General features: G+C 40.2%; 7 protein-coding genes and 3 pseudogenes. 7 read left to right on the forward strand and 3 right to left on the reverse strand.

Annotated features, from left to right (window positions below):
- Nucleotides 1-378: pseudogene (locus IQR33_RS08145) on the reverse strand (MFS transporter); the annotation flags it as partial.
- Between the two features lie 339 nt (nucleotides 379-717).
- On the opposite strand from IQR33_RS08145, the gene IQR33_RS08150 reads away from it, so the two are divergent.
- Together IQR33_RS08150 and IQR33_RS32600 are read left to right on the forward strand one after the other, a co-directional pair.
- Complete coding sequence (locus IQR33_RS08150) at nucleotides 718-1563, forward strand: hypothetical protein (protein ID WP_193837332.1); 846 nt, start codon at nucleotides 718-720, stop codon at nucleotides 1561-1563.
- Between the two features lie 325 nt (nucleotides 1564-1888).
- Nucleotides 1889-2095, forward strand: coding sequence for a hypothetical protein (locus IQR33_RS32600; protein ID WP_005377069.1), 207 nt, complete (start codon nucleotides 1889-1891; stop codon nucleotides 2093-2095).
- A 63-nt stretch (nucleotides 2096-2158) separates the two neighbouring features.
- Here the strand turns inward: IQR33_RS32600 and IQR33_RS08165 are convergent.
- A pseudogene (locus IQR33_RS08165) lies at nucleotides 2159-3130 on the reverse strand (IS30 family transposase).
- A 267-nt stretch (nucleotides 3131-3397) separates the two neighbouring features.
- Entirely contained in the window at nucleotides 3398-3877 is a 480-nt protein-coding gene (locus IQR33_RS08175; RefSeq protein ID WP_021033918.1) for a hypothetical protein, read from the reverse strand.
- A gap of 267 nt (nucleotides 3878-4144) precedes the next feature.
- On the opposite strand from IQR33_RS08175, the gene IQR33_RS08180 reads away from it, so the two are divergent.
- The 5 genes and pseudogenes from IQR33_RS08180 to IQR33_RS08200 all read left to right on the forward strand — a co-directional run.
- The gene (locus IQR33_RS08180; RefSeq protein ID WP_053350306.1) at nucleotides 4145-4666 is read left to right on the forward strand and encodes a GNAT family N-acetyltransferase; all 522 of its coding nucleotides are present in this window, start codon (nucleotides 4145-4147) and stop codon (nucleotides 4664-4666) included.
- A gap of 152 nt (nucleotides 4667-4818) precedes the next feature.
- Nucleotides 4819-5184 carry a T6SS amidase immunity protein Tai4 family protein gene (locus tag IQR33_RS08185; protein WP_228009980.1) on the forward strand — a complete coding sequence of 122 codons (366 nt, stop codon included), beginning with the start codon at nucleotides 4819-4821 and terminating at the stop codon, nucleotides 5182-5184.
- Between the two features lie 559 nt (nucleotides 5185-5743).
- On the forward strand, nucleotides 5744-6145 hold the full coding sequence (locus IQR33_RS08190) for a DUF2007 domain-containing protein (protein ID WP_054579579.1): 402 nt from the start codon (nucleotides 5744-5746) through the stop codon (nucleotides 6143-6145).
- A 143-nt stretch (nucleotides 6146-6288) separates the two neighbouring features.
- On the forward strand, nucleotides 6289-6897 hold the full coding sequence (locus IQR33_RS08195; RefSeq protein WP_054579578.1) for a pyridoxamine 5'-phosphate oxidase family protein: 609 nt from the start codon (nucleotides 6289-6291) through the stop codon (nucleotides 6895-6897).
- A gap of 141 nt (nucleotides 6898-7038) precedes the next feature.
- A pseudogene (locus IQR33_RS08200) lies at nucleotides 7039-7300 on the forward strand (RDD family protein); the annotation flags it as partial.

Genomic DNA, 7300 nt, shown 5'->3' on the forward strand with positions numbered 1-7300 from the left:
AGGGTGCCTCAATGGTCGGACGCATCAAGCCAGTGATCAGCAGCAAGGCAAAGAAGTGCCAGATTTGATCAGCCAGCCCAATGCCAGTATACGCCAGCGCAGCGATCACATTACCGCCGAGCATCATCACTTTGCGGCCAAATTTATTTGATAGGTAGCCGACATAGATCCCAGAGGTGCTGCCTACCAGCGCCGAAAGCGCCAACATGGTGCCGATGGCGATCTCGCTGGCAGCGTAATCTTGATAGAGGAAGACAATCAGAAACGGCCAGGCCAGAAACAAGCTAATGCGTGAGAATAGGGTACCAAACAATACGATCCAAACCGGACGAGAAAGCGCTGAATGCGCTGGTACGTAAATAGGCTCTGATGTTCCATATAAACCTTCTTATTGCACAGAATCTATTCAGTATATCTACTCTTAATTTCAGTGCTATAGGTCAGATTTAGAGCAGTGCAATTAGTTGAATTAGTTAATTTGGTAACATTTTTATTTGGATTTTTTCTAACGGAGAGGCTGGAGATTGGTGAATTGCTCTGTGCATCAAAATCACTGATAAAAAATCATATTAGCAGGATTAAATAAATTAACCCATTCGTTGCAACACTAGCTAGTGTTGACCTGAGGGGGCTAAGAAACTTTGGGGCGTGCGACGTGAGGTCGTATGAAGCGCTGTTCACCGCTCAACGAGTAAACCTTCTATTGATATTAAATTTGTGGAGTACGCTGAAAAGTCTGTAGCGGTTTTGAGCATTAAAAATGAAAGGCTAAAGCCTTTCTACTTTACGAAAGAGCTTAAGCATCGTAATAAAATACTCAGAGCAGGTACGGTATATTCACGAATAAAGGACACAAATACACCAAAAGACTCTTGTGCAAACCCTCAAGATATTAAAGCAATGTGGCTGGAGCGTTTTGGGCTTGATTTACCTGCTGCAGCTCGCTTCAAACTGCTCCTAGAGGATACAGATAACTGGATTTACAATGGAGTTAATGGTGCATTTTATGCGTTGGATCCAGATTTTACTATATCGATATCTGAAGATGATTATCGAGGTAGTAATTTTTGGTGGCAGAATACTCTAATTGAAGAGCCCGTAAAGTACGATTATTTGCTCAAGTACAAAAATGCTGTTATGCATGAGTTGCCCGTCGTCCATTTCCAAAATGAAGGTTTATGCGTTCCATTTCCGGATGTTGAGTATGTAACTCACCCGGAAAAGAGAGATGGACTAGATGCAAAGTTTTATTGTGATCTATTTTACTATACCAAAGGCTCATTGTCGTATGCACTGTTCGAACATCTGCGCAAAATTCATACTGACAAGCCCGACTTAAGTACTCCTATTGTTACTCAGATAAAGTCTCCAATTATAAAGCTCCCATTTTTTATCTTAGATAAAAATGAGCAACTTGAAGAGCTTTGTAGTTCGTATCTGCTTGCATATAAGAAATTTGTTGAAAACCAAGATGACATTGTTGCGGATAGCCTTTATCAAGGAAAAATATGGATCGGTACAAACTTGAGAGGGTCTTCTCAGAGTGGGCGTTTAGTGAGGTAACCGAAAAATGCATATAACAAACTGTTTAAGAGTGATTCGCAGCGCTTGGCATTTTTGCTATGCGTTGCGTTTAGTGTTTAAGGTGGTATGCGGTAGCTTCGGTATTGCGTTGCTCACACCTTAACAGGGCGTTATGTGCTTTGGGAGAAAATGGAAATGGATATTCCCGACAGATTCAAAAATGTAAGATACGTTTCATCCCGCATTCCGGGTTGCAAAGATGATTCAGACTTAACGCTTGGAGCTAACTGTCAGGTCTTTGCTTATAACCTGCTCAGAGACTTCGGTCTAAATCCACCTAACTACCGTTCTAGTGAATGGTGGGATGAGTGAGGTGGTCACTGAGTTTAAGCCGCTAGATATCATGATGTACAACGACTCTACTGACTCATACGGAGCACACGTTGGGGTGTATGTCGGTAATGGACTCGTCTACCCCCTTTCTTTATCCAATGGCGTACCCATGTTTGAGCGCCATTTAGACTTACTTCAACAAAGTAAGTATCAGTTTTTATTGGCGCTAAGCGTATAAAACAGTTTGGTGCATAACGTACTTGAATCCAAGGCACTTAGTATCAAGTTTGAAGTGCGACACTTAGAGTAGCTGCTCATAAATATACTCTGTTGGTGTCTTGTAACCAAGCCTTTGGCGTGGTCTGTTATTCAGTTTATACGCTATCTGGCTGCACAGTCTTTGTGTCACATGAGCCATTGAGGTTTTCTTAGGTAAATATTGGCGTATGAGTCCATTTGTATTCTCATTGGTCCCTCGCTCCCAAGAGTGGTAGGGCGTTGCGAAGTAAAACAAGCATTTATGCTTGTTTTCTATCTCCTGATATTGATTGAATTCTGTACCATTATCAGCAGTGATAGTTCTAAATGGTAAGTTTGAACGTGTAACGATCTCTGTCATTCTCGCGTTGAGTGATACAGTTGTTCGGTCATCTAGCTGTCCGATATAGGTGTAGCCAGTCATTCTTTCAACGAGAGTGACAATGCAGTGCTTAGTTCCGCGACCGATCACGGTATCTATTTCCCAATGTCCAGGTTCTAGGCGTAACTCAGCTTGTTTTGGTCGTTCTGTTATGTGCCTTTTAGCGGCAATTCTCCCCCTGCTATCTTTGGCGTTGTAGCGCTTACGTCTCTGTTTTGGTGATTGACGTAAATGTTTCCAGAGCATGCCTCCGTTGGCTTTATCGGTCCAAATGTGCTGGTAAATAAGCTCATGGCTCATCACTGGATAGCCATGCAAACGGCAATACCCAACGATTTGGTCAGGACTCTAATCGAGCATTATAAGCGCGTCAATAATTTTGAAATCGTGCTTGGTATAGCGCTTGTTACGCCGTGACCGGCTCAACCTGTTTCTAGCTCTTTGTTGTGCTCTAGCAGGCTGATAGGAAGGGTTAGGGCGATAGGCGTTGTATCGAGAGTTACGTTTAAATTCTCGGTAGATAGTGCTCTTGTGACGCCCTAGCTCTTTAGCGATGTTGACGACACTAATGCCTTGCTTTCTAAGTGCGGACATCATATACCTTTCATTCTCAGTGAGGTGTGTGTAATTCATGGTTTTTCACTTCTTGGCGGGAGTAAAATTTATGAATAGCACATCTCACTGTTTTAAATTTCAGGGGTGTCGCACTTCGTACTTGAATCCAAGGCATATAACAAACAGTTCAAGAGGGATTCGCAACGCTTGGCATTTTCACCATGCGTTGATTTTAGTGATTAAGGCGGCTTGCGGCGGCTTTTGTATTGCGTTGCTCACCCCTTAGCTGGGCGTTAGCCTTATTACGGGGAATTGGAGCCCTCAGCAGAGGACTCCCGATATAAATCACTGTTTAAAAACGTGGTCTAAAACTGCAATATGATACGCATTTACTTGTCCCCAACGTTCATCAGGAACTTTATTGATCTTACCTCCAATTTTTTGGGTGTAAGCTCTAGCTTCCAAACCTTTAGCTTTTGCTAAGGTCAGAATGATTGGGATATTTTTAGAGTTACAATAAGCGATAACTGTGTAGTAATCCTTATCTCCAAATTTATGCTCTAATGCAGCATTTGCCGCTTTAAATGCATCGTCGGCTTTTTGATTGGCTTTTGTAACTTCGGCATTTGTTCTAGAAATGTGAGCTTGTGTATTTAACTGAGCCTTTTCTAAGTTGTTAATTCGTTGGTCATGTTGAACTAGCAAATTAGCTTGGTTTAATAGTTGCTCCGCCGATGATAGTACTCTCTGTGCTTCGAAATATGCATCTGCCAATTGTTCTTGGACTTGCCATGAAAAATCATCGGTAAATGCTTTTACCAACATTGAGTACCCACGTTGTGTAATTAAAATAATTCCAGATGGCGGAATAGGGTGTGGGTAAGAAGCTGCAAATGCTTGGTCCGTAGGCATTGCTATGAAGTAGTGTTTGTTCTTAAGCAACTTCGATTGGTTTGCAGTAAAAATGTTGTAAGTAGTGTTTTGAGAAACTCTATGTTATTTGTCAATGTCCCACAAGGTTAGGACACGCTCGGAGTTAAACTCAACGACAGGGATCGTAACCAAAAGGTCATTAATACTCAAAGGTCAAATATGGATATTTACCCAGAAATCGAGTTATCTAAAGCGCAGCATAATGCAATTGAAGCTCTTAGAAACAAGTCGTTTCCTGAACACCAAGTTACTCGCTCTTACTATAAGCAACTCCCGCATATGAGAGTTCTGAATTACGAAGGTGATCAGTTAGTTGGTTACATGGGATTAGACTACAGAGTTGTTCGCGTTGGTGATGAAATTTATAAAGTATTAGGTGTGAGTGACTTTTGCGTCGAGAGCACAGTTCAAAGACAAGGCATTGGCACAACAATGTTGTCTCAACTCAGCGAGTATGCGTCCACTAAAGATGTCGACTTCATCATTTTAGTCTCCGTTTTGGAGCGTTTTTATCTGGCTAATGGTTATCAGCGCCTTAACTCTCTAAGTTCTTGGTTGCGAGTTCACGAACATAAAAATTACGGTGTTGCTGTAGAGCAACTAGATGATTTATATGTTAAACCTATCAGCGGAAAAACTTGGGCTTTTGGTCATATAGATTGGTTAGGGTATATGTATTAGTCTGTAGTGGGCTAATAATTGGTTCACAACAAGAGTGGTTACACATGGCATTTTCACTATGAGTTGATTTAAGTGATGTAGGGCAGTTTTGTATTGTGATACTCACTCCTTAATAATGTGCTGTAACTCTTAGGAAGCAAAAGGTTTAATTTATGAAATGTAGAGTACTAGTAACCAGCATAAGTATTGCTCTTTGTAGTGTAGGAGAGGCCGCGAATCCACTAAGTATTCAAAGCGATGAGCAACTGTTTAAAAACTTCGCTCTCTCATCTTGCATTGCGACTAATTACAAAGGATCAGCTGTTGCGAAAGATGCGATAACGGCGATGCAAGGCTACAGAGAGTTTTCCGAGCTTCCTTTGGAGTCATTCTTTGGGGTTAGCGAGCTATTGGAAAAATATGATATGGCTATTTACAAATCAAAAAATGGTAACGTGATCAAATTGGCCTACTGTATAGACTTATCTAATTCAGACGATGTTCATAAGCTATACATTAATGCGAAATCAGAGTTATAACAAATTGCTCAAAGTTGATTCGCAACGTGTGGTATTTTTACGGCGCAATACGTTGAGTGATTAAGATGATTTTTAGTGGCTTCTGTATTGAATTACTCATCTCTTAGCGGGGCATTATGCGGTGATGTAAATATGAAGATATTTTTAATAGTAGCAACACTCGTTCAGTTTACTCTCCTGAGTTTCTCGAAATACTATTGCTCAATTGCAAATGAGGTGCTTAGAAAGGCGGTGGAAACTAAAGAGAGTAATTTTCTATCTTTCCTTGATAAGTATGATTATTACAATGACTTAGATAATTATCTAGGCTTAGCGTCCGCTACAGTGTGGGTTATGGTCGTGCTCGTGATAAAGTTGAAAAATGTATCAAGCACCGACATGGCTCATGTGGCTGTTTGTTTGCCGTTATTTTTTCATATGGTTTTGATGTCGATGTAGTTTCAATAGTTGTGGTTGGGTGATTAGGTACAACAAACGGTTCAGGCTAGCGTACCATACATAGCATTTCCAATTAGCGTTTCTTATACGTTACGAGAGCGTTTTCCCACAGGAGTAATATGTGATTGTAGTAGCAAGGTTTTCTTTTCCTCATGAAGCTCATATTGCGAGAGCAAGCCTAGATAGTGTCGGAATAGAAAGTTACATCGCTGACGAGCACACGGTAAATACTCAGTGGCTTTATTCAAATGCAATTGGCGGCGTCCGTCTGATGGTGGACGAAAGTGATGCAGAAGATGCGAAACAAATACTTAGTAGCGATTTCTCAGAATCATTGGGAAATGAAGTTGACGTTGATGAAGAAAAAGACGTTTGCCCTAAATGTGGTAGTAAAGATCTATTTGCATTTACAAAAGGTAAACGCCCAGCTTTCTTAGTTTTTATTTTACTGGGTTTTCCACTGTTTTTTTACAAGCATGGCTATAAGTGTAAGCAGTGTGGAGAGTTTAGTGAAAAACTTTAAATCTTTAGATAACAAGGCATTAAAGAGAACATTTGTACTCGTAGTATTTTTACGATGAGTTATGTCTAGTGCCTATACAAGAAGTCAGAGTTACTGCTTGCTTACAAGCAAAGCATTATACGATAGTGAAGGAATAACATTGAATGAGTGAAGTTAAAACAATAGAGCAGTTAAAAGAAATTTACGCAGAGCCAAGTGCGAGAGCTAAAAATAAAGCGCTGCCTGTGCTGGATGTTCATGCGATTACATTAATTAATAATTGCCATTTTGCAGTTCTAAGTACCGTTGATTCACAAGGGTATATCGATCTTTCTCCTAAAGGAGGAGAGCCTGGCTTCGTAAAAGTTTTAGATGAATCAACATTATTGCTCCCTGATAGCTCGGGGAACAATCGTATAGATAGTCTAAAAAATATCATTAGTAACCCCAAGGTAGGGTTGTTATTGATGGTAAATGGTATTGATGAAGTGCTCCGTATTAAAGGAATCGCAAGTATTCACACCGACTCCAACTTGATATCTGCTTGCCCCGATGGAAGTAAAGATCCTAAGGTTGTTATCAAAATAGTCATAGAGAGTATGTACTTTCATTGTGCGAAAGCGGTGATGAGAGGGAAACTTTGGTCTGATGACTATAAAGTAAATCGCTCAATTCTCCCTTCATTAGCTCAAATCTTTAAAGATCAACAAAAGTTAGAAAGTAAAGCGCTTAATCAAGAAGAGATGTTGAAATATTACCAATCTAGCCTTTAGAACGAGCGTGGTAATATATTGAAAAGATAGAAAAATCAGGTTCGACCGTACTATGCGGAAGTATGGATTAGGTTTAGTGGGGATGTTACTGTCTCAATAGCGTTAGTTCACAAATAAACAATTGTTAGTCCAAATTTTAAAATGAAAAATGCAGGAAAATTTACTCTAGAAAATTACGTTTTGGCTAGTCCGGGAGTTAGGTGTGTTGGACAAATGATTGATCTTTTTGTCAGTTTTAGCATTTTTACTCTCGTTTTATGGGGCGGCTTAGAAATCGGTATTGAAAAAGAGCTTGTGCGCGCTATAGCAGTAACTGCGACTGTATCGTATTACCTTTTTTCTGATTGTTTACCAAATGGTCAAAGTGTGGGTAAAAAACTTTTGGGCATTGCAGTTATAAGTG

Source organism: Vibrio sp. OPT46, from assembly GCF_015163535.1.
GTDB lineage: Bacteria > Pseudomonadota > Gammaproteobacteria > Enterobacterales > Vibrionaceae > Vibrio > Vibrio alginolyticus.